Annotated in this window: 23 protein-coding genes; 13 read left to right on the top strand and 10 right to left on the bottom strand. The window is 51.4% G+C overall.

Annotated features, from left to right (window positions below):
* Positions 1–65: 65 nt before the first annotated feature.
* The 4 genes from A3L14_RS00455 to A3L14_RS00440 form a co-directional block, all read right to left on the bottom strand.
* Positions 66–1217, bottom strand: a complete 1152-nt coding sequence (locus A3L14_RS00455) for a glycosyltransferase (RefSeq protein ID WP_082431944.1) — start codon at positions 1215–1217, stop codon at positions 66–68.
* A 124-nt stretch (positions 1218–1341) separates the two neighbouring features.
* Positions 1342–1665 (bottom strand): hypothetical protein, encoded by a 324-nt coding sequence (locus A3L14_RS00450; RefSeq protein WP_055428387.1) that lies wholly within the window; start codon positions 1663–1665, stop codon positions 1342–1344.
* Positions 1655–2737 carry a non-hydrolyzing UDP-N-acetylglucosamine 2-epimerase gene (gene wecB, locus A3L14_RS00445; RefSeq protein ID WP_055428386.1) on the bottom strand — a complete coding sequence of 361 codons (1083 nt, stop codon included), beginning with the start codon at positions 2735–2737 and terminating at the stop codon, positions 1655–1657. The genes A3L14_RS00450 and wecB overlap by 11 nt, the downstream gene beginning before the upstream one ends.
* Positions 2734–3810, bottom strand: coding sequence for a glycosyltransferase (locus tag A3L14_RS00440; RefSeq protein ID WP_143597800.1), 1077 nt, complete (start codon positions 3808–3810; stop codon positions 2734–2736). The genes wecB and A3L14_RS00440 overlap by 4 nt, the downstream gene beginning before the upstream one ends.
* A 59-nt stretch (positions 3811–3869) precedes the next feature.
* Here A3L14_RS00440 and A3L14_RS00435 point away from each other — a divergent pair, with 59 nt between their 5' ends.
* The 7 genes from A3L14_RS00435 (at position 3870) to A3L14_RS00405 (ending at position 11112) form a co-directional block, all read left to right on the top strand.
* Complete coding sequence (locus A3L14_RS00435) at positions 3870–4754, top strand: glycosyltransferase (RefSeq protein WP_055428384.1); 885 nt, start codon at positions 3870–3872, stop codon at positions 4752–4754.
* 65 nt (positions 4755–4819) lie between these two features.
* On the top strand, positions 4820–5434 hold the full coding sequence (locus A3L14_RS00430; RefSeq protein WP_055428383.1) for an acyltransferase: 615 nt from the start codon (positions 4820–4822) through the stop codon (positions 5432–5434).
* Between the two features lie 10 nt (positions 5435–5444).
* Positions 5445–6548, top strand: coding sequence for a DegT/DnrJ/EryC1/StrS family aminotransferase (locus tag A3L14_RS00425; protein ID WP_055428382.1), 1104 nt, complete (start codon positions 5445–5447; stop codon positions 6546–6548).
* Between the two features lie 23 nt (positions 6549–6571).
* Entirely contained in the window at positions 6572–7519 is a 948-nt protein-coding gene (locus A3L14_RS00420) for a UDP-N-acetylglucosamine 3-dehydrogenase (RefSeq protein ID WP_055428381.1), read from the top strand.
* Entirely contained in the window at positions 7519–8862 is a 1344-nt protein-coding gene (locus A3L14_RS00415; protein WP_074631361.1) for a nucleotide sugar dehydrogenase, read from the top strand. The genes A3L14_RS00420 and A3L14_RS00415 overlap by 1 nt, the downstream gene beginning before the upstream one ends.
* A 100-nt stretch (positions 8863–8962) precedes the next feature.
* Positions 8963–10096 carry a site-2 protease family protein gene (locus tag A3L14_RS00410; protein WP_088886092.1) on the top strand — a complete coding sequence of 378 codons (1134 nt, stop codon included), beginning with the start codon at positions 8963–8965 and terminating at the stop codon, positions 10094–10096.
* A gap of 47 nt (positions 10097–10143) precedes the next feature.
* Positions 10144–11112 carry a TIGR00269 family protein gene (locus tag A3L14_RS00405; protein ID WP_055428379.1) on the top strand — a complete coding sequence of 323 codons (969 nt, stop codon included), beginning with the start codon at positions 10144–10146 and terminating at the stop codon, positions 11110–11112.
* Here the strand turns inward: A3L14_RS00405 and A3L14_RS00400 are convergent.
* Positions 11080–11826, bottom strand: a complete 747-nt coding sequence (locus A3L14_RS00400; protein WP_055428378.1) for an RAD55 family ATPase — start codon at positions 11824–11826, stop codon at positions 11080–11082. The two genes, A3L14_RS00405 and A3L14_RS00400, sit on opposite strands and share 33 nt — an antisense overlap.
* 148 nt (positions 11827–11974) lie before the next feature.
* Between A3L14_RS00400 and A3L14_RS00395 the strand changes: the two genes are divergently transcribed.
* Both A3L14_RS00395 and A3L14_RS00390 read left to right on the top strand, forming a co-directional pair.
* On the top strand, positions 11975–12589 hold the full coding sequence (locus A3L14_RS00395) for a hypothetical protein (protein WP_074631362.1): 615 nt from the start codon (positions 11975–11977) through the stop codon (positions 12587–12589).
* 4 nt (positions 12590–12593) lie between these two features.
* On the top strand, positions 12594–12890 hold the full coding sequence (locus tag A3L14_RS00390; RefSeq protein WP_055428377.1) for a transcriptional regulator: 297 nt from the start codon (positions 12594–12596) through the stop codon (positions 12888–12890).
* A gap of 28 nt (positions 12891–12918) precedes the next feature.
* On the opposite strand, the gene A3L14_RS00385 is transcribed toward A3L14_RS00390, so the two are convergent.
* Together A3L14_RS00385 and pcp are read right to left on the bottom strand one after the other, a co-directional pair.
* The gene (locus A3L14_RS00385; RefSeq protein ID WP_088886091.1) at positions 12919–14910 is read right to left on the bottom strand and encodes a DUF460 domain-containing protein; all 1992 of its coding nucleotides are present in this window, start codon (positions 14908–14910) and stop codon (positions 12919–12921) included.
* Between the two features lie 48 nt (positions 14911–14958).
* A complete protein-coding gene (gene pcp / locus A3L14_RS00380) occupies positions 14959–15561 on the bottom strand; it encodes a pyroglutamyl-peptidase I (protein ID WP_055428376.1) in 603 nt (200 codons plus the stop codon).
* Positions 15562–15621: 60 nt separating this feature from the next.
* Here pcp and A3L14_RS00375 point away from each other — a divergent pair, with 60 nt between their 5' ends.
* Genes A3L14_RS00375 through A3L14_RS00365 form a run of 3 tightly spaced genes read left to right on the top strand, consistent with a single transcriptional unit; the run spans position 15622 to position 18597 of the window.
* Entirely contained in the window at positions 15622–16734 is a 1113-nt protein-coding gene (locus A3L14_RS00375) for a geranylgeranyl reductase family protein (protein WP_055428375.1), read from the top strand.
* Positions 16735–16743: 9 nt separating this feature from the next.
* Positions 16744–17109, top strand: coding sequence for an ASCH domain-containing protein (locus A3L14_RS00370; protein WP_055428374.1), 366 nt, complete (start codon positions 16744–16746; stop codon positions 17107–17109).
* Between the two features lie 33 nt (positions 17110–17142).
* Positions 17143–18597 carry a prenyltransferase/squalene oxidase repeat-containing protein gene (locus A3L14_RS00365; RefSeq protein WP_157726971.1) on the top strand — a complete coding sequence of 485 codons (1455 nt, stop codon included), beginning with the start codon at positions 17143–17145 and terminating at the stop codon, positions 18595–18597.
* A gap of 67 nt (positions 18598–18664) precedes the next feature.
* Here A3L14_RS00365 and A3L14_RS00360 read toward each other — a convergent pair whose 3' ends face one another.
* Complete coding sequence (locus tag A3L14_RS00360) at positions 18665–20161, bottom strand: carboxypeptidase M32 (RefSeq protein WP_088886089.1); 1497 nt, start codon at positions 20159–20161, stop codon at positions 18665–18667.
* A gap of 157 nt (positions 20162–20318) precedes the next feature.
* Between A3L14_RS00360 and A3L14_RS00355 the strand changes: the two genes are divergently transcribed.
* Complete coding sequence (locus tag A3L14_RS00355) at positions 20319–21152, top strand: carbohydrate kinase family protein (protein ID WP_055428371.1); 834 nt, start codon at positions 20319–20321, stop codon at positions 21150–21152.
* Here the strand turns inward: A3L14_RS00355 and A3L14_RS00350 are convergent.
* The gene (locus A3L14_RS00350) at positions 21149–21571 is read right to left on the bottom strand and encodes a hypothetical protein (protein WP_055428370.1); all 423 of its coding nucleotides are present in this window, start codon (positions 21569–21571) and stop codon (positions 21149–21151) included. The genes A3L14_RS00355 and A3L14_RS00350 overlap by 4 nt on opposite strands.
* Complete coding sequence (locus tag A3L14_RS00345) at positions 21568–22794, bottom strand: DUF58 domain-containing protein (protein ID WP_055428403.1); 1227 nt, start codon at positions 22792–22794, stop codon at positions 21568–21570. Before A3L14_RS00345 ends, A3L14_RS00350 begins: the two co-directional genes overlap by 4 nt.
* Positions 22795–22843 lie beyond the last annotated feature (49 nt).

Raw genomic sequence — 22843 nt, 5'->3', positions numbered from 1 at the left:
TCCACTTGGTTAGCTTACCATGCTCAATCTTAGGGGACTCCCAGTGTTCAAATCGAGACATAAAATCACCTCTCAATCACCTTAAATATAACCTCGGTGAGGTTCTCCACTACATTTGATTCTTTGCGATTTCTAAAAATCTTCCTATTAATTCTGCACATTTTCTTATGCAATTTTCTATTTGCAAGTATACTATCAATTAGTTTTGAGGCTTCTTCAATAGAATACGGATCAATAAATATAGCGTTTTTTTGCCCCATAAGTTCACGATAAGATTTGACATGCTTGTTGAGTATAGGGATACTACAAAGCAGTGCACCTTCCATGATAGACATACCGAATTGATCATCAACTGGAATATTAACGTTGAACTCTGATATAGAAAAGAGCCTTGCCATTTCATCTGCAGACAGAAATCGGTTTATGATTGAAACTTTGATATTTAGATTTTTTGCCTTGGACGCAATATTTTCAACATATTTATTATTATGCCCGAACGAATTAATAAACAACAGAACAATGCTATTCCTGAATTTAGACATGCTGATTATATCTATGAGAATATCGTGATTGTAAAAAGGACGCAATGCCCGGGGAGAGAATATTAAAAAGCAACTGGAGCTTTTTTTTATTGGATAATCTGTAGGTTTATAAAATGAATTCCGAACGGGGAATATAGTGTACAAGGAAAGTTTTTCAATATCCCTTAATTCAAGTATCTCGGCAAATCGTCGCAAATTAAAATGGAATTCAAGAACAACTAGATCAATTTTTTTATGGACTACATACTTAAATATCAATTTGCGAATATAATTAATACGTCCCCTATTTTTGTTTCCATACCTCCAGTCAGTCCCATAAGGAATATAAATCACAGGTTTTTTAAGAGGAACCACAAACAACGATAACAGGTACCATAAATTCATGTAATGGACAATGTGAACATCACACCATTTATCCAACTTTGAAAAGAGCAGTATAACACGGAAAGGCCTTTTAAGGATTTCAAATATTTTTTCTATTGGAGACTCAGCGTTATTAAATGCTATTATATCATATGACTTTGTACGATGCCACGAGCCAATTGAAAGGATGGTAATGCTTTCAATGGATTCGAGAAGTCTTATATGATTATCAAAAAAAGGACCCTTTGTACCCCACATGCATATTCGTATTTTTCTATTTTCCGGCATAGCTCCACCCCTTACCATAATCATTATATGCTTAGAGATATAGCTCACTTAATAGTTATTATTTTTTGTGATCACATACAGAGTATAGATTATAAAACCCCTTCCATGGGAGTTTTTAGTTTCGACTCGTTTTACTATTAAACGGAAACTATACTACAATAAATAGATTTAACAGGTTTTCACCGGTGATAACCTTCAAAGCAGCTTTAAAGAAGTTGTCTCCAAGTTGTTTTCTGTAAAACCCAACAGGCAAATGGAAAAACCTTGGAAAGAACACACTTACGTTATCATGCACATAATCCTGAAGATTCCTGTTTACTCCCCATGGCTGGGGAGAGATAACATAAACTTCATCAAAATAATCCTTCAGATAACTAACTTGCTCCTTAACAAATATTCCCCCATGGTGGGAGTTATCCTCATTTGGATACGAGTTCGTGATTATCAGCAGTTTCTTATCTTTAAAGTGCATAATCTTCACCTAATATCTTGACTATTTTCTCACTCGCTTTTCCGTCTCCGAATTTATAAGTGTAGGTCTCACCATTAGGTTCAAATTCTTTAATTGCTTTTAGGATTTCCTCCTTATCGGCTCCAACTAATATATTCCACCCATCCTCAACGGTCTCAACCCACTCTGTTTTTTCCCTCAAAGTAATGCACGGGACTTTTAAAAAGTAAGCCTCCTTCTGAACCCCACCAGAATCAGTCAAAATCTTCCCGGCATTCTCCTCAAGGACGAGCATGTCAAGATAACCAACGGGAGGTATTAGCATTACATTCCCCACCGATTTAATCTTCCCTATCAACCCGTAAGCCTTCAAGTACTTCTGAGTCCTCGGGTGGGCTGGAAAAACAATGAACTCCCCACTCTCAACAAACGCTTCAACGATTCTCTCAAGATTCCTTCTATTGTCAGTATTCTCGGCCCTGTGAACAGTAGCAAGAAGATATTCCTTGGGTTTTAAACTTAATTTCTCCAAAATCTTCGAGTTCCTTCTGGCAATCTTAATGTTGTGGAGGAGGGCATCGTACATGACGTCACCAGTTAAGTAGACTCCCTTCTTAATCCCCTCATTGTGCAGGTTTTTAACCGCAGTTTCCGTCGGTGCAAAGAGGTAGTCACTCACGTGATCGGTTAAAACCCTGTTGATCTCCTCAGGCATTCTCTTATCAAAACTCCTTAAGCCTGCTTCAACGTGGGCAACTTTAATGTGAAGCTTCACTGCCGCTAAAGCCCCTGCAAGGGTAGAATTAGTATCTCCATAAACAAGAACCAAGTCAGACTTTTCCCTTGTCAAAACTTCCTCAATCCTCTTCAGCATTTCACCAGTCTGATAACCATGAGTACCAGAGCCAACACCAAGATAATAATCCGGCTCCCGAATGTTCAACTGTTCAAAAAAGACCCTATTCATCTCATAATCATAATGCTGGCCCGTGTGAACAATAACCTCATCAATACCAGCCTTTTCAAACTCCCTCGAAACCGGAGCCATTTTAATAAATTGCGGCCGCGCACCAACAATCGTTGCTATTTTCATTTCAGCACCTCCAAGTAGAGAGTCATCAACTTACTTTCCATGATGTCCCAAGTGTACTTAGCCAGAAAAATCCTTCTCCCAAACCGTGCTTTCTTTCTGAGGATTTTGGGATTTAACTTGAGTTCCAAAAGGAGATTCTTGACATCCTCACGAGAATACTGGGCCGGAACAACGAACTTGCTAGCAAGTTTTTCAGGAAGTGTCCCCTTGACAACAATAACAGGCGTACCAACCCACATTGCCTCAAAAAGTTTGTTAGGAGACGCTATCCTATTGTTGGGAACTGCGGGATCGTAAAGAATAAATGTAAGGTGTGCCTTGGAGAGTTCCATAACGGCCTGTTTGTGAGATATATATCCTAAGAAATCCACAGGAGCATGCTTTATTTTGTCTTCCAGAATTCCAAGACCCGCAATCCTCATATTAACTCCTAAAGAGTAGGCAATTTCAATCATTTCCTCTATAAAGCGATCATTGGATAGAACACCTCCATAAAAAATTGTGAAACTCGACCATTTTTCTCTGCAAACATTAAATGGATTCATAGTGTTCATTACAACAACTACATGCCTTGGACGAGAACGCTTAATGAGTATTCGTGTCATCTCATGATTAACCGTAATAACAGCATCAGCAGTCCGGAGGAATAATGAATCAAAAAGTGTTATTAACATACCTAGTGTCTTATTGCTGACGAGACTATCGTAAAGATCATGAACGTCATAAACCCAATGAATTCCCGTGACAAGTTTAAGAAGAAAACCTAACAAAGCAGTATCAAAGTCATGAGTATGGATTACATCAAATTCTCGACCTTTTCGGAGATACTTCCAAAGAAAGATGACATAAAAAACCGGTAATTTTAGAAGAAATTCCACGAGAACTCCATATCTCGCAGGAACACCTATTCTCTCTACTTCAAGCCCGTCAATAACCTCAAAAGGAGGATGAGTTCCATCTCGATTCCATGCAACAACACGAACAAGATACCCTCTATCCAATAAACTTTTTGCTTCTTTATACACCCTCGGGTCCGGGTTAAATGAGTTTGAAACAACCATGAGCACCTTCATGACATTCAAAACTCAATCTTCACAATATTTATAAGAGTTTTCTATACCCAAGAATTTGTATGGAACCGTTGGTATCTATTATCATTCCAACATACAACAGAGAGAAACTTTTAGAGAGAGCAATAAATAGTGTGCTCAATCAGACTTTCGATAATTTTGAAATCCTCATAGTGGATGGTGCCAGAAGGAAAGATACAGAAGACCTCGTTAGGTCCTTTGGGGATGGAAGACTACGGTACATATCTCAAAGAGGGGAAGGCATTGCAAACGCCCGGAATATTGGAGTTAAAAAAGCTAAAGGAAAATTAATCGCGTTCCTGGACGATGATGATTCATGGGAGCCAGAAAAGCTTGAACGCCAAATTCAAGAACTGAAAAATCTTCCTGAAAGTTACGGGGTAATATATACAGCGTTCAATTATCTGTATCTACCTAACCAAAAAATCATAGGCGTTAAAAAACCGAAAGCCCAAGGAAATGTATATCGCCACCTTCTTCTAGATAATATCACAGGAACTTCAACAATATTGGTCAGGAAAAAGTGTTTTAGAAGAGCGGGATTATTTCGTGAGGAATTTATAACCTGTGAGGACTGGGACATGTGGTTGAGAATGGCAAAATTCTATCTATTTGCTTCAATAAACGAGCCCCTAGTGAATTACTCAATACATAAAGGTCAGTTTTCATTTTCCAAGTATCTACTTGGAAGGTACAAAATGATAGAGACTCATGGAGATATAAAACACAATCCGAGGGTTCTAAGCTACCACTTACTTCAAATTGGAACTCTTCGGATCATAAGTGGCGATAAAAAAGGGATAGTTGACCTCAAAAAGGCATTCCAGCTGAACCCGTTCATGAAAGATAATATAGGGAATATTGTCAATTCACTATTTGACATCAGAACAAGGATATACCTAATGAAATTCTTGAAAAGAATATAATCGCTGCGTTCGTTCTTACATAATCCTTATATGATTATGTTCCCTCTGTATACACGGTGATCAGAGTGCCTGAGGGATCTAAAAAATATTTCGTTCATCCTTTGGCTGTTGTTGAGGAAGGAGCCGAAATTGGGGAAGGAACCAGAATCTGGCACTTTGCCCACGTCCGAAAGGGCGCCAAAATCGGAAAAAACTGCAACCTCGGAAAAGACGTTTACATCGACGTAGACGTTCAAATCGGCAACAACGTTAAAATCCAGAACGGAGTAAGCGTCTATCACGGTGTTAAAGTCGAGGACGACGTCTTCCTCGGCCCGCACATGACCTTCACCAACGACTTATACCCAAGAGCATTCAACCAGGACTGGAAAGTCGTGCCAACCCTCGTGAAGAAGGGAGCTTCCATAGGAGCCCACGCCACAATAGTCTGCGGCGTCACCATAGGCGAGTACGCAATGGTCGGCGCTGGAGCAGTCGTTACAAAGGACGTCCCTCCCTTTGGCCTCGTCTACGGCAATCCAGCCCGCTTAAAAGGCTTCGTCTGCTACTGCGGGAGAAAGCTTGAGGAAAAAATATGTGAGGAAGAGGAACACGTTATCTTCAGATGCTCCCACTGTGGGAGGGAAGTTAAAATAAGAAAAGAAGACTATGAGCGTTATTTAAAGGAAAAAGAATTATGAGGCGGTGAAAATGAGGAACATCCCAATCGCCAAGCCCCTCATCGGGGATGAGGAGATAAACGCCGTCGTTGAAGTCTTGAAGAGTGGAATGCTGGCCCACGGAAAAGAAGTTGAGGCCTTTGAGAAGGAATTCGCCGACTACCTCGGCGCCAAGCACGGCATCGCCGTCGCCAACGGGACTGCCGCGTTGGATGTTGCCTTGAAAGCCCTCAAAATAGGCCCTGGCGATGAGGTGATAACAACTCCATTCACGTTCATAGCCTCAGCCACCTCAATCCTCTTCCAGGGCGCAAGGCCCATCTTCGCCGACATTGACCCGAAAACTTACAATCTCGATCCAAATGAGGTCCTAGAAAAGATAACGAACAAGACAAAGGCGATACTCGTCGTCCACCTCTACGGCCAGCCTGCGGACATTAAATCCTTCCAAGAAATAGCCGAGGATTACAACCTCTACCTCATCGAGGACTGCGCCCAGGCGCATGGAGCGGAGTTCGGAGGGCGGAAAGTGGGAACTTTTGGTCACATTGCAGCCTTCAGCTTCTACCCGACGAAGAACATGACGACTGGAGAAGGCGGGATGGTAGTTACCAACGATGATGAGCTCGCGAAAAGAGCCAAGCTCATCAGGAGCCACGGGCAGGCTGAAAAATACTATCATGTTGAGCTCGGTTACAACCTGAGGATGACCAACATGGCCGGAGCACTCGGCAGGGTTCAGCTGAGGAAGCTAGATGAGTGGAACAGAACCAGGAACGAGAACGCGGCAAGATTGAGCGAGGGCATTAAGAAGATCAGCGGGCTGGTTCCGCCCTACGTTGATCCTAGGGTGTATCACGTCTTCCACCAGTACGTCATCCGCGTTGAGGATGACTTCCCGATGGGCAGGGATGAACTGATGGCAAAACTCCGCGAGCGGGGAATCGGCACGGCCGTCCACTACCCGATGCCGGTTCACCACCAGCCCCTCTTCCAGAAGCTCGGCTACGAGAAAGACTGCTGTCCGAACGCGATTGAGGCTAGCAAGAGAGTCCTCAGCTTACCAGTACACCCTGCAGTGAGTGATGAAGACATCGCGTATATACTGGAAACCCTCAAAGAGCTCGCCTCTTAATCCCATTTATTCCGGTGATGAGAATGCTCCGCGTTGGGGTTGTTGGTGTTGGGATGATGGGACAGCACCATGTGAGGGTTTACTCGGAACTGGCAAGAGAGGGAAAAGTAGAGCTTGTTGGCATTGCCGATGCCAATTTTGAAAGGGCTAGGGAACTGGCGAGGAAATTTAACACTGTCCCTTACTCGGATTACAGAGGGCTGGTCAAGGAAAAGCTTGACGCGGTAAGCATAGCCGTCCCGACCTCCCTCCACAAAGATGTGGCTTTGGAGTTCATTAAAGTAGGGACGAACGTTCTCGTGGAAAAGCCGATAGCCGATAGTATTGAAAATGCTCAGGCGATAATAAACGCGGCGGAGGAGAACGAAGTCATCCTGATGATCGGACACATTGAACGCTTTAATCCTGCAGTCTTAAAGCTCAAAGAGAAAATAGACGAGGGGCTTCTAGGAAAAATTGTCACAATAAGCGCCAAACGTGTTGGCCCAATGGCAGCCCGTATCCGTGATGTGGGGATAATTATAGACCTCGGTGTTCATGATATTGACGTTATAAGCTATCTTTTTGGAGAGCCTGTAAGGACAGTGTATGCCAGAGCGGGAAACGTTATTCACCCTGCAGGAGTCGAGGATCACGCACTCATAACCCTGGGCTTCAATGACGGAAGCGGAATTGTGGAGACCAACTGGCTCACTCCACATAAGACGAGAACCCTGACGGTGGTGGGCACAGAGGGCATAGCCTACGTTGATTATATTGACCAGACGCTCAAAATATACAACCATGAATGGATTCGTGAGGCTAAGATCGAGAGGAGAGAACCCCTCAGAAACGAGATTGAACACTTCATCGAATGTATAGAGTATGAAAAGAAGCCCATAACCGACGGAAAAGCCGGCCTCCATGCACTTAAAGTGGCGATTAAGGCGTTGGAGAGCGCAAGGACTGGTCAGGTTCTGGAGGTGGAATAATGAAGCTCATCGGGCTGAAGAGGGAAGAGGTCAACTCAGCCCTCAAAAACGGGGACGTTACTATATCCGTCTACGGCATGGGCAAGATGGGGTTGCCTCTGGCCGCGGTTTTCGCTGACCACGGGGCCAATGTCATAGGTGTTGACATCAATGAGCGCATTGTGGAGATGATAAACCGCGGCGAAAACCACGTCAGGGAGGAGCCCGGGCTGGACGAGCTCGTGAGGAGGAACGTTGAGGCCGGCCGCTTAAGGGCAACAACCGACGGCGTTAAAGCTGCAAAAGAGGCCGACGTGATGATAATCCTCGTGCCCACCCTGACAGACGAGAGGGGCAACATAAAGCTCGATCCGGTTTATGACGTTGCTGAGAAGATCTCCCAAGGGCTTGAGAAGGGTGATATAGTCATCACCGAAGCCACCATGCCCCCTGGGACAACTGAAAGCCTGATTCCAATCCTCGAAAAGTCCGGCTTGAAACTCGGAGAGTTCGGCTTGGCCCACGCTCCAGAGAGGACCATGACTGGAACTGCCATCAGAGACATAACCGGCCAGTACCCCAAAATTGTAGGAGCAAGTGATGAGAGAACCCTCGAAGCGGTTATCGGGATCTACGAGACCATCAACAAAAAGGGTGTAATCCTAATGAGTTCCATCAAGGCGGCGGAGGCCGTCAAGGTCTTCGAGGGCGTTTACAGGGACGTGAACATTGCCCTGGCAAACGAGTTAGCATTATGGTGTGAGGAGCACGGGCTGGACGCGCTTGAGGTCTTTCAGGCTGCCAACACTCAACCCTACTGTCACCTCCACATGCCGGGAGCGGGCGTTGGCGGGCACTGCATCCCAGTGTACCCCTGGTTCGTCATTAATCTCGCTAAGAGGACGAATCCACGCCTGATAAAGACAGCCAGGGAAATAAACGATTCGATGCCCCACCATGTTGTTGAGCTTACGGTTAAAGCGCTCAATGAGGCTGGGAGGCCTTTGAAGGGGAGTAATATCTTAGTTCTCGGTTTGACCTTCAGGGGTGGTGTTAGGGAGTTCATGAAGGCCGCTGCGAAACCAATAATTCAAGAACTTAAGGAGTGGGGTGCCAACGTTTACGCTTACGATCCCCTGTGCACTCCAGAGGACGCGGAGCGGTTTGGTGCAGAGTGGAAAGAGGACTTTAAGGAGGTTGACGCAATAGTCATTACCGCAGACCACAGGGAGTTCAAGGAACTCGACCTCAAAAAGCTCGCGGAAGAAATGAGGACAAGAATCATAGTCGATGGAAGAAACATCTTAAAGCCTGAGGAAGCCCAAAAACATGGGTTCGTGTACCTAAGAGTGGGAGGATCATAATTGAGACTATCTCCGCTCCCTATCTTCCCCATTTTGATACACAACGGCATCACACTACATTTTTAAACCCCCACCTGAAAGGCTTTATTAGGTGGCCCAAATGAACAGCACCCTCATCACAGTAATCATCGGAATCGCTGCCTTCTGGATAATCCTCTACGCCCTCTTCGGAAGGAAAGAGGAGAAGGAAGAGGGCCTGGCAGTTGACATGTTCGTCGCCATGTGGAGAACCAAAAAGCTTCTAGGCTTTATAGACAGGGTTGCAGGCAAAAACAGACGCTTCTGGAAGGTTTATTCCGATGTCGGGATAGCCCTCGGCTTCATGGGCATGGCCTACGTCTTCTACGCTCTTCTTAGAACCGCCCTGCAGACCATCCAAACGGGCGGTGAGCAGGCGGGGGTTCAGCTCGTCATTCCCCGCGTTACCATACCCCTATGGTACGGCCTCATTGGCCTCGCCGTCGTCATGGTCGTCCACGAGCTCAGCCACGGGATTGTTGCGAGGGCAGAAAACCTGCCCCTGAAGTCAGTTGGTCTGGTTCTCCTCGCCGTAATACCAGGGGCATTCGTCGAACCGGATGAGGAGGAGCTTGAAAAAGCCCCACTCCGGTCAAGGCTCCGCGTTTATGGAGCAGGCTCGCTGGCAAACGTTGTAACGGCCATCCTCGCGCTTATCATAATAAACCTTGCAATAACCCCCGTCCTTCAGCCCGCAGGAATACTCGTCTCAGGCGTTCTTGAGGACGGCCCGGCCTTTGGAGTCCTCCAGCAGGGTGACGTCATAATCGCCATGGACGGGGAAAAGATAACCGACATGGAGAGCTTCATAAACTTCATGAACACGACCAAGCCAGGACAGCTCGTAACGCTCACGGTGCTCAGGGATGGTGAGGAGATAACCCTCCAGCTGAAACTTGGAGCCCACCCCGAGAACCCCGAAAAGGGCTACATCGGCATCTACCCTGCCCAGCACGTTGTATCCAAGATAGGCTACGAGAACATAATACTGCCCCTGTTCTTCACGCTCTACTGGATCTACGTGCTCAACCTGGGGATAGGCCTGATGAACCTGTTCCCGCTGGTGCCTCTCGATGGGGGCAGAATGCTCGATGACGTCGTCAGAACCTACCTGCCCGAGAAGGTCGCCAAGCCTGTAAGGTACTTCACAATAGGTGTCGGGCTCTCCCTTCTGGCACTGAACCTGTGGCCTGCACTGACAAACTTGGTGGGCTGAGCCCAACTTTTTTAACCCCTCCGTTTCCGGCCTAAATAGGTGAGCGAATGAAGTGCTCAAAGTGCGGCCGTGAAGCTGTATACCACGCACGCTACACGGGTAGGTACTACTGCAGGAAACACTTCAACGAGATGGTGGAAAAGAAGTTCAAGGAGACCGTCAAGAAATACCGCCTCATCGCGAAGGGGGAAAGGATAGCCGTCGGGGTGAGCGGCGGGAAGGACAGTGTCGTTCTCATGCACCTGCTTGCCAAACTCCGCGAGAAGTTCCCCTTCGAGCTGGTCGCAATAACGATCGATGAGGGGATAGCAGGCTACCGCCCGCCAAGCGTCGGGATAGCCAGGCGAAACGCCGAGAAGCTGGGGATAGAGCATCGCATCTACTCCTTCAAGAACCACATAGGCTTCACCCTCGACGAGACGGTCGAGATAATGGGGAGCTTCGAGAAAGGCGAGCGCGTTGGGGCGTGCTCCTACTGCGGCGTCTGGAGGCGCTGGCTTCTCAACTATGCGGCCAAAGATGTGGGGGCGGATAAACTGGCCGTCGGCCACAACTTGGACGACGAAGTCCAGATGTTCATGATGAACATCATGAGGGGGGACATAGCGAGGTTAGGAAGAACGGGCCCCTATTACGAGGAAATCCACCCGGAGCTGGTTCCAAGGATAAAGCCCCTCAGGGAAATCCCAGAGAAGGAGATCGTGCTCTACGCGATCCTCAACGGCATAGAAGTGGACTTCAGCGAGTGCCCCTACGCGGTGGAAGCTTTCAGGGCCGAGATAAGGGACTGGATAAACGAGATGGAGGAGAGGCACCCCGGCACCAAATACCAGATACTGAGGAGCTACGACAAGCTCTTCCCGCTGATAGCGAAGACCTACACAAAGAGAACCAGCGAACTCAACAGGTGCAAAATCTGCGGTCAGCCGACGACGGGTGAAATCTGCAAGGCATGCTCATTCAGAATTCAAGTAGAAGAAAAGTCAAAGGGGCATGAGCTCCACACGCCCCCCTGAAAGCCTGAACCTGTACTGGCTCTTCAGCGGGTTGAAGTCAGGCAGGGGGGACTTTCTTATCACCATCGTCTCCTCAAAGGGCGCGTTGGGGGAAACGAACTCGATTACATACTGGCTGTACAGCGATACCCACGAGACCAGTTTTTCGGAGGCCCTCCCCTTGTTCAGGAGAAAGATATTGAGTGGCCTCTTTCTTTTTTCGGTTATCCTCGCCCTCTCCTTCTCCGCCATGAGCCTCTGAAATATCGAGATGAAGTTCTCGGTGCCGAGCAGGAAAGCAAGCCCATCAATGGTGACGTCAATACCAACGGGCCGCCTGTTCCCAATGCGCTCCCTCAGGATTCTACGGTACACCCGTTCATACTTTGGAAGGAACGTCCCGGGGTCTATGTCAGCGGTGTAAATAAACTCCCGGGAGTACTCCACCCCATAGAACGAAGAGAACAGGTCTATAATGGCAAGATTCCCTTCCTGTCCCAGAGCTTCCACGTCAAAATTGACCGCCTTCAGTTCCGTGGCCAGTGCCGAAAAGGGGAGAACCGAATCGATTATGACCCCAAAGTCCCCGAGCTCCATGCGGTTTTTTAGCATTTCAAAGGCCAGTGCCCACCCCTTTGAGTACCTATCGTAGACTATGAGGAGGTTGCTGTCTTCCGTGAGCCCCCCTCCCAGGGCTTCATCGAGGGGAGGTATCCCAGTGCTCAGAATCTCCATGGTGCACCACCCATATTCGATGAATGCTCCTTAAAATGTGTTCGCAAATGAGGTATTTAACCATATTCCCTAAACTGCACTATCTCTGGGATTCAGAGAAACTTGAGGGTATAAATACAGGAAGGCCCAACATAAATCGGTGAGAATTATGGAGGAAGTCAGGGAACTAAAGGATGTTCTTGAGAGAGTCGAGGGCAAGCTCATAGCGGCGGGAAAGCTGTACGGGGCCATGAACTTCGGGGCCTGGCTCTCTGTGATGCTGTTCTACTACGTCATCATCGGAGTGGCAGACATACCATGGCAGTTCAACCTCGTTTACTGGCCCGTTGCCTTCATCGTTGCTATGGGTTTTACCGGGAGGGCATGGAAGCGGCTTCAGAAGCTTGGACGGGTCACGGGCAGAGAAGCGGAGGTCTCAGGAAAGGGCGGGATTCTGATAGCCCTCTCCTGGATCACTGGAATAATCTTGGGGTGGGGAATCATACCCCGCATGAGCCCAGGAGTCAACGCGGAGGCGAGCATGGCCGTTGGATTCCTGAGCTTCATAGCCTTCTCGGTCTTCGCTATGTGGCTGGTCTTTGCCAAGTACGGCGGAGTTGAGCGCGAGATAATCCCGGCGTTCCTCATCCCGGCCACTGGAATACCTGTTGCAATGAGGATGGAAACGGGCGCTATGGCATGGGCAGGCTTTCTCGTGGGACTGGGGTTCTCGCTGGCGGTGGTGGCTTACATCTACTCGGCCTTCAGGGCGATAGAGCGGTGATAGCATGGAGGCTCTCAGAGAGCTGAGCAGGAACCACACCCTGGGAAACCCCATAAGGTTAGGCGTCATGCTCTACCTCCTGCCGAGGGAGAGGGTTCTATTCAAGGAGCTCCTGGAGGTTCTGGAGGTAACGCCCGGAAACCTGGACTCACACCTGAAAGCTCTAGAAAAGGCAGGTTATATCGAGACCTACAAGGTCTTTGCCGACAGGCCGAGAACGGCCGTGAGGATAACTGAGAAAGGGGCCAAAGAAACGGCAAGATACCTCCGGACATTGAGAGCCGCTCTGGAGGGCGTTTAATATACCAATTCTTCCGAACCCGGAAATTTCAGTGCTTCCGGACTTCCTCTTCAGCCTTTCTCCGCAGCTCTTTTATGCGCTCTATTCTGTACTCCTCCACGAGGCGGAGGAGTCTCTCTGCCTCCTTCTCTTTATCCTCCTCTTCCCATCTGGCGAGCAGGTCTTCAATAGCCTTTTCGAGGGTCTCCCGCTCGACTACAGCGAACTCATCAACGCGCTTGACGTCGAGCTCATCGCCCGTGAAGAAGGGAAGGTGCGCCTCCCTGAAAACCTCCCTGACCGGCTCCGGAAGGGGTTTCTCGGTTATCAGCGCCCGGATTCCCTTCTCCACCAGCTCCTCCGCTATGGCCCTTCCTGCACCGGCCGGGTTCACCACGAACAGGACATCGCCCCGCTTTACACCTATCTCGCGCTCCAGTCTTTCGAGCTCGCGCCAGCTGAGGACGTTCATAACCTTCAAGGGGATGGCGGAGCCTCGAATCTCAACCACGTTCATCCTCTTTACCTGAACGAGGTCCCTGCTCAACCTTTCTATTACGGCCTTTGCTTCGCGGAGCTGCTTCTCAAGGATCTCTATGCGCTTCACCTTCGCCTCAAGCTCCCTCTCGCGGAGAACCTTCCTCCTGACTTCCTCGTCGTAGTCCGCTATTCTTCTCTCAAGTCTGCCTATCGTCTTCCGCTGCTCCTTTATTATCTCCCTCAGCTCGGCGTTCTCCCTCTCAAGGAACTCTATCCTCCTCTCCAGCTCGCGGATGCGCTTTATGTACGGCGTAACATCGATGCCCGGCTTCTCCTCCGGCGCTTCTTCCCTGGGTCTTTCGCGCAGTGTAACCCGCTGCATGGCCTCCCCGAGGTTGTAGCCCTGAATTACCAGAGCTTTGATCTCGTCGGCCTTCCTCGTAAGTCCCGCCTCACGGAGTTTTGCATCCACGTGCTCCAGCTTGGGCTTCATGCGGAGGTAGGCCTTGTAGGCCGCCGCCAGGGCATCCCGCTGGTGGTCGTCGTCAACGCTTATACCCAGGTTCCTCAGGAGTTCGTTCTTCTCCTCAACGCGGAGGCTCTCCCTGGGAACGAAAAGGTTGGCCTTGAAGGAGCGGGCAATTTTTTCAACGAATCCTGGGGCGGGGTTCACATCGGTAGCAACGATGACCGGATGGCCGACGTTGCTTATGAACCGAAAGACCTCGCCGACCGGCATGTTCCTCTCGCTGTGGAGGGCAATCACCCTTCCGTTCAAATCTATGGCCGCTATACCGACCGTTATCCCCGGGTCTATGCCCACTATGATGCTCCTCCTCTCGCGTACCGCCTCCTCGCCCCTGAGCGGAGCGAAGCCGAGTTCAGCCCTCTCAACCGGCTGGATTCTCACCTCGACGTCCCCGCCGCGGGTGGGCTTTATCAGCCCCGCGAGCTCTTCCCTGCCCGCGTAGACTTTGAACTCCCCCTTGGCCAGGCCGTAGTCCTTCTCCTCAACCTCCAGGTCAAAGGGTATGTCCGCCCTCCGGAGCCTCTCTTCTATCTCCCTCACCTTGTCGCGGACGAGGTTGTGAACGCGCTTCCTGTACCTGTCCTGGCTCCAGCCACCCTTCCCGTGGCTCCTGCCCCTCGTAACTTTGATTATCACCTCATCCTCGAAGGCAAGAACCTCATAGCCGACTCCTTTACTGGCCAGCAGGGCGGAAAGCTTGGCCTCCTCATAGGGGTCGAACCTGTCGGTTACCCTTATCCCGTGTTCCCTGGCTAAACTCTGAAGGCTCCTCTGCTCGCCCGGACGGCCGGTCACCTGGACGAGCTTCGTGCCCCCGGGAAGGGAGCGGAGGAACTTCCTGAGGTCGTCGCCGAGCTCGGTGACGCTGTCCATGGCCACTATATCCGGCCTTTTGGACTGGATGAATCGGATAAGGCGGTAGAGGGTGAACTCGCCCTTTCTCTCAAGCCTGCCGTTGAACCAGCTCACGACGGCAAACCTCTTGGGGTTCTCGCTTATTATGTCCACTCCGAGGATTAGAATAGGCCTCACCCTCTAAGGGTTCTGTGGAAAGGTTGGAGGGGCGGTTTAAAAAGCTTATCAGCCCCTCAGGGAGGTTCTGATGGCGACCTCTAAGGCCTTCCTTATCGTTTCAACGGCCATTGAGGGCCTCGGCTTTTCCAAGGCCTGTTCGTGGCTGAAGGGGACATGTATGAAGCCGGCCTTAGTTTCCATTCCCGCAACGGCTATCGTGTGGAGCGCCGTGAACATTGTGGTATTGCAGACGTAGGTCCCGGCGGTGTTTGAAATCCCCGCGGGAATCTTCTCTCCCCTCAAAGCCCTCACGATGGCCTTTATAGGGAGTGTTGCGAAGTATGCCGCCGGGGCGCCCTCAAAGACTGGCTCATCTTCTGGAGCAAAGCCGTCATTGTCGGGCATCGTGCTGTCCATGACGTTTATCGCAACGCGCTCGACGGTTATGTTCGGCCTCCCGCCGGCCTGGCCGGTCAGGATTACAACGTCCGGCCTCTCCTCGACAATCAGCCTTGGAAGAATCTTTCTGACGCCGTTGAAGGTCACCGGGAGCTGTCGCTTTATTATCTCTGCCCCACCAATCTCATCCGGAAGCCCCGAAACGGCCTCCCAGGAAGGGTTTATCTCCTCGCCGCCGAAGGGCTCGAATCCCGTCACGAGCACTTTCATGATACCACCGAAAAAGTTAGGTTTTTAGGTTTTAAAACGCACTCCCCTCGGTGGGTGGGAATGAGGTACGACGTCCTTATCATTGGCGCTGGGCCGGTTGGCAACTACCTTGCCAACCTGCTCGCGAGGGACTTCAAGGTCGCTGTTGTTGAGAGGAAGGGCTCCTTAGGGGGGAAAGCATGCACTGGCATAATAGGGGCCGAGAACTATGAGAGGCTCGGTCTTCCGGAGAGTGCCGTTTTGAACAAGCTCCGCGGGGCGGTTTTCTACTCGCGAATACAGAGCTTTGAGATAGAGAGAAAATCGCCGCAGGCTTACCTCGTGGACAGAAAGGCTCTTGAGAGGTGGCTGGCAGAGAGGGCCGTGGGGAAGGGCGTGGACTACTATATGGCGGCGGCCTTTCAGGGATTCAAAAACGGAAAGGCCGTCCTTCAGAGGTTTGGGGAGAGGATTGAGATCGAGGCGGACTTCTACATCGGGGCCGACGGTGTGAACAGCACCGTAGCCAAGGCGATAGGGGCCCAGACAAAAGGTGAATTCCTGAGCGGCTATGAGGCGGAGGTGGTTGGGAATTTCAATCCTGACTTCGTCGAGGTCTGGGTGAACAAGGATATAAACCCGGAGTTCTTCTTCTGGGTGGCACCGGTGAGCGAGAGAGTCGCCAGGGTCGGAACCTTCGGGAGCCTCGATGCTTTTCACAGGTTCCTGAAGATAAGGATGCTGAAGCCAACCTCGATAGTTGAGTTTAAAGCGGGCTCGGTTGCCTTCGGTGTGAGGAAGCCCTGGGTCAGGGGCAACGTTGCACTCGTTGGAGATGCGGCGCTCCAGATAAAGCCAACCACCGCCGGAGGAATAGTCTACGGGATGTACTGCGCCCATGCGCTGAGGAGGGCCCTCCTCGACGGAAGGCTCGGGGATTACGAGAAGGGATGCTTCTTCGTGAAAAAGCAGATCAGCTTCGGCCTGAGGTTCAGAAGGATCTTCAAAGGCATGAGCCAGGACGATATTGAGAGGGTCTTTGAGGTCCTCGGAAGTCCCGAAGCGAGAGAGGTCATAGAGGGACAGGCAGATTTCGATGACCACGTGAGAACCGCGAAGGCAATCCTTAAGAGGCCGAAGCTCCTCGCAAGGCTGATAAAGATAAGTCCCGCCATCGTCAGAAACCTCCTGTGAGGTGGTCCCATGACGACGTGGAGAATGGGCCTCCAGGGGGAGTATCTAAAGGCCATAGCCGAGGGCAGGAAAAAGGTCGAGGGCAGATTATACGACGAGAAGAGGCAGGGGATTAAGCCAGGAGACACGATAATCTTCGAGAACAGGCTGATGTGCGTGGTGAAAGATATCAGGGTCTACTCCTCCTTCAGGGAGATGCTGGAGAAAGAAGGACTGGAGAACGTCCTCCCTGGCGTCGAGAGCATCGAAGAGGGCGTAAAGATCTACCGCCGCTTCTACTCCGAGGAGAAGGAGAGGAAGTACGGAGTTGCGGCGATAGAAGTTGAACCGGTGGGGTGGATCGGGGAGCCGTTAAGTGAGGTCCCAAAAAGTTAAAGTCTCCTTTGCTATTTTAACATGGTGTGCGGTATGAGAGAGAAGCTCCCCATCATTCTTCTTCTGGTTTTCATCCCCGGTTTCATATTGCCGCCAGCCGGAGCCAGTTCATTAATTGGCAGAGGTGCGGAGCACTACATAAACGAGTATCAACTCCGAACCCTGAACGGTGTTTGGAACACCAGAAGCGTCTCCGGATGGGAGGCATTCAGGGGAAACGAGACGTTCTACCTCACATGCCTCAAAGTTATAGCCCTCGCAAGGAGCGGCTACCCGAGGAACTCCACGGAGTTCCGGCAACTCGTTGAATGGATAAAGTCAAAGCAGAGCAAGGACGGTTCCTTTCCGGCAATAATAACCGACGACTATCCAGAGCCGGACTCGGAGTGGTTCTACTGGGAACTCTCCAGATCGGCTGGAACCGGACTGGCGATTTTAGCCCTCCTTGAGGCAGGAGAAAACCCCAATTCCATGGAAATACAAAAGGCTGCCCAGTTCCTTCTGAGGAACGAGAGCGGGAACCACTGGGGGAGCACGGTTTACCTGTTCTGGGAACAGACGGGGCTCAACAGGGTCAACGAGTCGCCAAGCATCGTTGCAACTGCCTATGCAATCGCTGCCCTCTCAAGGCTCGGCCACAACGTCTCGGAAGAGTGGAGATGGCTGGAGGAAAGGCTGATGCCGGAGAGGCTCGTGGGCCCGTATCTGGACAACTTCTTCATGGGCTTTGTCTTCCCCATGCCCTACCGCGATATGAGGGGAGCGTACGAGAGTATAGTCCTGCCGCTGCTCTTTCTGAAGGAAGAGAAGGTGAGCCTTCCGAAGGAGACGCTTGATTTTATATCCTCTCTTCTCGAAAGGACGCAGTACATTGGAAACGCAACGCTGAGGCTGAGCTTTAGGGGGATTACCAACTACACGGTTGAAGAGAGGATTTATACCGCAAACGGCTGGGAAACCCTCAGAACATGGGGCGGAACCGGAAGAAGGGCCGAGATAAACGTCACCCTGGGGATCCCGGACCGGGGAAGCATCTTCCTGATACGCTCGGGGAGAGCCCTCCTTGAAAACGAATCCGGCTTCTTCAAGGGAAAAATGAGGCTCTATCCGGAATTTCCAAAAAACTATATACCCCTAATTGGGAGCGGGTATGCCAAAAGGACGGTTTTCCGGTTCAGGGATGGAGAGGACTACGCCGTAATAGAGCCCCCCAACCTCGACGGCTCCTGGAACCACGACGTCTACTCCACGGCGATAGCGCTGATATGGCTCCACATGGCCGGTGCGAAGGGAGGGAATGTAGACGAGGCGTTGAGATTCCTTGAGCTCGCAAGCCCAAGGAATAGCATGACCCTCGACGGCGATGCCTACGCGCTGATAGCCCTGAGCCTGTACGGAGGGAAGTGGGAAAGCAGCAGACCTGAACCGGTGGAGAGTGAGTCAAAGGCCCGACCAGAGATTTCATGGAGCCTGCCGGCGGTTTTTTGAATAGGGCTCCTAGTCGGGGGTCTAGTTGGCATAAAACTGGGAAGGAAATAAAAGCAAAAAACAAATCTCACAGATACCTCTCCTTCACCCACCTGATGAAGTAGTCAGGGTTCAGCTCCTCGCCGATGGACTTCTTAAGCAGCTCCTTCGGCGGGGATATTGAGCCGTACCTGTGAACCTTCTCGCGGAGCCAGGCCTTTATCGGCCCGAAGTCCGCATTGGCGATGTGCTCTTCCACGTTGAGGTCCCTCTTCATGTGGTAGTAGAACTGCGCCGCCAAGAGCGTTCCGATGCTGTAGGTCGGGAAGTAGCCGACCGTTCCGTGGGCCCAGTGGATGTCCTGGAGGATTCCCTCGACGTAGCTCTTGGGCCTTATGCCGAGGAGGTTCTCCATCTCGTCGTTCCAGAGCTCCGGGAGGTCTTTTGCCTTAACACCCTCGTTGAGCATCATCCTCTCAAGCTTGAAGCGGAGCAGAATGTGGAAGTTGTAGGTGACGACGTCGGATTCAGTCCTGATGAAGTCAGGCCTGACCATGTTGAAGTAGAGGTAGACGTCCTCCGGAGTGTAGTCCGCCATGAAGGGCAGGTTCTCCCCCAGGACAGGGTGAATGAGCTCTGCAAACTCCCTGGAGCGGCCGACGATGTTCTCCCAGAACCTGCTCTGGCTCTCGTGGATTCCAAGGGAAACACCGCCAGCAATCGGGCTGAACATAAAGCGTTCATCCTGCTGGAGCTCGTAGAGTGCGTGGCCAAACTCGTGAACCGTACTCAGTATAGTCCTCCTGAAGTCGTAGCCCTCGTAGCGCGTGGTTATCCTGACATCACGGATACCGAACTCGGTGGTGAACGGATGAGCCGAGACGTCGAGCCTCGCGCGGATGCCGAGCGGGTAGCCGAACTTCTGGAGTATCCAGAGGTTGACCTTCTCCATCCACTCCCTCTCATAGCGCTCCTTCTCAAGCGGGTGGCTCTGCGGGACTTTACCTTCTTCCATTATCCTCTCAAGGAGCGGCTTGAGCTCCTTCTCAAGCTTGCTGAACATCCTCTCGACTTCCCTGGTTGTGAGGCCCTCCTCGAACATGTCGAGGAGAGCGTCATAGGGCTCGTCTTCGTAGCCAAGGTAGTCTGCGGCGCGCTTTGCGAGATCTATAATCCTGTCCAACCAGGGCTCGAACTTGGAGAAGTCATCGCTCTTTTTGGCCTCCTCCCAGGCCTTGGTGGCCTGGCTGGTCACCTCGCTCATCTCCCTCAGGAACTCCGGCGGGAACGAGCGGCTTATTCTTATCGAGCGGTCGAGAACCCTGACAACGCCCCTCTCGTACTCGTTGAGGCCCTCTATGGACTTGGCCTTCTCCACCAGCTCGACGAACTCCGGCTTGAGGAGAAACTCCTGGGAAAGCACGGAGAGCTCGCCCTGGGCAACGGAGCGCTCAAGGATCCCCTCCTTCGGCATGTTGACCTCCATGTCCCAGCCGAGGACGCTCTGGGCGTGGCCTATCGCCCAGATGCGGCGGTATCTCGTAAGTATCTCCCTGACGGTCTCGTTCTGGAAGACGCTTTCCATGGGAACCACCTCATTTTTCTTTGGTAAACTCTTCTCCCAGGCTCTTTTAATCTTTTCGATGGACATCTAAACGGAAGGGTAGAAATCTATTACTCAACCGGAAATCGCTTAAATGGATAAGCACAAGTCCCTGAAAAAGTGGGTGTTGGTGATGATCATGAAGCTCGACCTGGCGGTGCTCGGCCACGTCTCAATAGACCACATACGGTTTCCGGGAAGGGAGGAGATAGTATACCCCGGTGGTGCGGCCGCGGCGGTTGCCACTTCGGCGGCGCTGGCCGGTGCGAGTGTTGGTTTGATAACCAAAGTTGGGGAGGACTTTCCGAAGGAATGGCTCGAAAAGCTCTCATTGGTTCTCGACGTTAGGGGCGTTCAAATCCTGCCCGGCAGGACGATTCACATATACATGATTTACCACGAGGACGGAAGCGTTGATGCCCCTGTTGATATGGGAGTCGCTCAGAAAATGGGCGAGACCCCAATCCCCGAGGAGTATATGGACGCGGGCCTGTTCCACATAGCCCCTATTCCACCGGAGGAACAGCTCAAGGCACTAAAAAGGCTGGAAGGCAAGAGAGTAAGCCTTGATTTCAACCCGACCTACATTAGGGACTACGAGAAGAAGACCGGGCTTATGAGGGAGATAATATCAAGGGTCGAGGTCGTATTCCCCAATGAGAGGGAAGCGTTGACGATAACAAAGGCCAGAACCGTGGAAGAGGCCGCCAAAATACTGCACAGGTGGGGGGCAGGGCTGGTTGTGATAACGCGCGGTGAGAGGGGGGTTCTCGTCTACGATGGAACCTTCAGGGAGTTTTCGGCACTCCCCATAAGCCCTGAAGAAATCGTTGACCCCACTGGTGCCGGGGATGCCTTCGCGGGCGGCTTTCTGGCGATGTACTCCAGGGGCGCAGCCGTTGAGGACTGCGTTAAAAAAGGACTGGAGAGGGCCAGGGAGGTTCTGAAAAAAACGGGGAGCTGGAGCATCTAAGAGGCCACAAACCGGGCAAAGAGGTACAGCACCACAAGGAGCAGTGCGGCCAGTGCAGTTACCTCAAACCTCGGGAGTGCGGGGGAGAGCATCGACATCAGCAGGTAGGTCGGGAAGGACATCGCAACCGCCGCAAGGAGGATGAGGTAGTGGTCCCTCGGAGCACGCTCCCTGTCCAGGTAGCCCATCTCAAGGGCAAGAACCGTCAGCGCCATTACGCTCAGACCGTAGAGACCGCCCGTTTTCGTGTAGATGAGAAAGGCCGCCGTCGCCAGCAGGAAAAGTACACCCATAAAGTACCACTGGACGGCCATTAGTGCCAGCGGCACCAGGAGGAGTGTTCTGATGTCACGCGTCCCAAGGAGTACGAAGAGGGGAATCAATGGGATGATGGAGTACAGCCTTCTCCTAATCTTCATAGCCCAACCACCTCCGCGATAGCGGCCTCAAGGGGCTTTCTGACGTCCCAGTCTATGATGATGCCGTAGGCGGACATATTCATCAGCACCGCCTTCCTCTGGAGGGTAAGGAGCTTCACCGCCAGCTCCTCCTCGCGGCTCTTTGGCTCAACCGCCGTGTAGGGATTGGGACTTATGACCACAACGTTGTAGCCGTACCGGGCCATTATTTTAAGCGCCTCCCTGCTCTCCTCTGTGAGGAGGGGGGAGAAATATAACAGCTGGGCTTTAGGGGGGAAGCGCGCCTTTATCAGGTGCTCGACCTGGTAGGCGATCATGTTGTTCTTATCGGGTTTCGCCGTGCTCAGGAAGTCTATGCACTTGAAGAAGTGCCTTTTGCCGTAGTCAACGCGGATCCAGAGCGGAACGTCTTCGGCCAGGAGAAGGCCAAAACTGGTCCCGTTGTTGAGGGCGTTGAGCATGAGGGAAGCGGTTGCTCTAATCAGATGGTCAAAGACGAGAGTGCCGGTGTAGGAGGCATCGACGATGAAGACGACGTCTACTTTTCTCTCGCTCTCGTACTCGTTGGCCATTATCCTGCCCGTCCTCGCGGTGGCCTTCCAGTTGATTATCTTGAGAGGGTCTCCCGGCTGGTAATCCCTGATCGCGTGGAACTCAACCCCCTCACCGACCCTCGGCGAAGGGAGCGGACCGACGGTTATCTTGGTTCCCCTGGTAGAGTAGGGCGTTGGGACGTCAGTAATTATCGGAACGCCCACTATCTCGCTGTAGACGTCAACCTTCCTGTCGACCCTGAAGAAGCCAAACGGGTCGAGGTAGCGCAGTCTTACCCAGTTGAACTCGTGGATTCCGCGCTTAACGCGAACCCTGTACCTTATCTCCCTCTCCTCTCCCGGCCGGAGGGAGAGGACGTGCTCCCTCTGCCCCTCCACCAGCTCCAAGCCGGGAGGTATGTCCTCTGTGATTTTCAACGTGGGTATCCTCTCATGGGACTTGATCCTGAGGACTATCTCGATCTCAGTCCCCTCAAGGAAGCGGTTGTGGGGTATTATCCGCTCAATCTCGACGTTGAGGCGCGGCTTGAAGAAGAACACGGCTATAAACAGAAGCCATATTGCCGGGAGCGTCAGATACACCATCTCCCAGCGCAGGAGGAGGAAGGCGAACATAACGATTAGCCAGAGGGCGATGAGAATCTCCTCTGCCTTCTCCGTCGGGAGCATCTCGTCGGTGGGCGCCTCCTCCCTCTCCTCAACGTGAGCGGTGCCGTAT

It is taken from the genome of Thermococcus thioreducens (assembly GCF_002214545.1).
Classification (GTDB): domain Archaea; phylum Methanobacteriota_B; class Thermococci; order Thermococcales; family Thermococcaceae; genus Thermococcus; species Thermococcus thioreducens.
Note: the sequence above shows the minus strand (reverse complement) of the source record. Positions and strands in the feature narration are given on the sequence as shown.